The organism is Nostoc sp. UIC 10890 (assembly GCF_054786515.1).
In genome coordinates this window covers 1-1,906 of record NZ_JBSGKF010000119.1, presented here as the reverse complement: position 1 = coordinate 1,906, position 1,906 = coordinate 1, and the positions used below count along the sequence as shown (strand labels likewise).

Below are 1,906 nucleotides of genomic sequence, written 5' to 3'. Positions count from 1 at the left end.
ACCAGTTTTCGAGCAGCATAAATTGTTTTATTAACGCTTGCAAAACTCACGGAACAATTGCAGTCACGCGAATTTCAATCCGCATCGTGGGTAGTCCAAGCGCCGCGACTCCTACCTGTGTCCAGATTGGAGCGTGGTTGGGCATATAATGACGAAATAGCTTGGACATCACTTCGTTAACCTCCGGGGGGAACCCGCCAACATGGTAAGAATTAACGTGAACCACATGCTCCCAAACCGCACCAGCCGTCGCCAAGGTTCGCTCGACGTTCCGGAATGCCTGAGCAATCTCGTCTGCAAGCGATTCGGTAATTTGCAGATTGTCATCCCAGCCGCCTTGCCCTGATATCTCCACTCGATTGTCAATTTTTACCGCTTGCGAGTAATGCAATTGATTCAACAGATATTCCCCATAACCAGGGGTAACAAAAAACTTGGGCTTATTCATGGTGTTCCTTGTGTAGTACGTTTGACTCTATCTCGCGTTGCTGAAACGAGTTTGTTTCAGGATCATCCGATTTAGACCCTAATGTTCAGAATTCACTTGCCATGTAATCACAATGAGTTCTACAAACGGTAAGACAACTATTAGCCGCGAAAACGCTCCTAAAATGGCTTCCATCGTCCAGTTCTGACTCTGAACCTCCCAGATCATCCCAACAATGTTCACTCCAATCACCAACCAGGGTAGAATTACCGCTGAATTCCGTCTGCGATAGAAGCGGATCGTCCTCTCGCGCCAAAATGGGAAGGTGCTGAGGAGACAAAAAATGTAGGAGGTTCCTGCACTGATGAACAAGCTTCTTTGAAGACCCGAAGGCAGGTTTGGGTCTCCAAGTGCGATCGCACTCAGGCAAACTCCGAGCGCGAGGTACAGGAAAGTAAACAAGGTAAATCGTTTCATTATTTCTTCTCCGGTGAAGCTTATTCTCTGTACCACACACGCACACATTGAAAGCAATTGACTGTAACGCCCTGGCTGATCATCACTGGGTAGACCCCATTACTGACTGTCACGCCGTAGACACCATCACTTGTGCTTTTCAAGCTATCTGGTAAAACAACGGTTTCAACATTGATCACCTGTATCGTTGTATTTTCAATCCACTGATTGACCTCACTCACAACCTCAGAGAAGGATTCATAATCGGAAGCTCCGCCGAAGGGTCCCCGTTCAGTAATCCGAGGCGCAAAATCTTTGCACTGAATCATTTGATTTACTACCTTAAAACTGTAGAGTTGAGCATCAATTCAAGTAGTGGGAATCGCCCACCATTTTTAAAACCTTTCACGGTAAAGCTTTGTGGGCAGTGCTAGCCCTACGATATCTATTCCAAAACTTAAGCCAACCTTGCCAGCAAAAGACTAAGAGCAAAGGAAAAGGCATGAACGCTGATATGGGCTAACATTGCAGCCTCTAGCGAATATTGCCAAAAGAGCCAGCCAAAAGCAATGCCAGCAATCCCATTCAGTAACAACGCCCGAATAATCACAACTGAAGTGAGTGGAACGATCGCGGCAGTCGCTGGCAGGTGTAGTAGTCCAAATACCAACGCGGCTAGAACGATCGCACCCTGGTAAATCCCTTGACTTGGCAACGTAACGCCTTGTTTTAGCCCTTTCCACGCGATCCAAACAAGCAGCGACATTAAACCCCAGCGCATCAAAATTTCCTCAGTGATGCCGCCATAGAACATTGCTGTGAGCAAATTCAACCAACTTGGCTCTGTATTATTTGCTGCCCGTAGCGCTTCAGGTAGGACAGGTTGCATTAACTGATCGAGCAACAAGAGAACGATCGCCGTCGCTGCACCTACACCCAAGCTCCACTTCATCTCAACGGCAAAAGATGAAGACTTAGCGATGTGAAACACCCAATGATCAATCAAATGGGAGCTTAATCCAA

The 1,906-nt window shown here is 47.0% G+C and carries 3 protein-coding genes; all 3 read right to left on the bottom strand.

The genetic code is table 11. The features are described 5' to 3' along the window. Positions 1–46 precede the first annotated feature (46 nt). A complete protein-coding gene (locus ACWATR_RS39685) occupies positions 47–448 on the bottom strand; it encodes a RidA family protein (protein ID WP_460345787.1) in 402 nt (133 codons plus the stop codon). Between the two features lie 476 nt (positions 449–924). Beyond that, positions 925–1,212: a hypothetical protein gene (locus ACWATR_RS39680; protein WP_096646670.1), complete on the bottom strand. Its 288-nt coding sequence runs from the start codon at positions 1,210–1,212 to the stop codon at positions 925–927. A 128-nt stretch (positions 1,213–1,340) separates the two neighbouring features. Further along, positions 1,341–1,906, bottom strand: a 566-nt coding sequence (locus tag ACWATR_RS39675) for a CPBP family intramembrane glutamic endopeptidase (RefSeq protein ID WP_460345782.1), incomplete at its 5' end; no start/stop codon positions are given.

What these genes read in the sequence shown, in the direction of transcription:
- ACWATR_RS39685 (WP_460345787.1), bottom strand. Translation starts at nt 448, where the DNA reads ATGAATAAGCCCAAGTTTTTTGTTACCCCTGGTTATGGGGAATATCTG.
- ACWATR_RS39680 (WP_096646670.1), bottom strand. Translation starts at nt 1,212, where the DNA reads ATGATTCAGTGCAAAGATTTTGCGCCTCGGATTACTGAACGGGGACCC.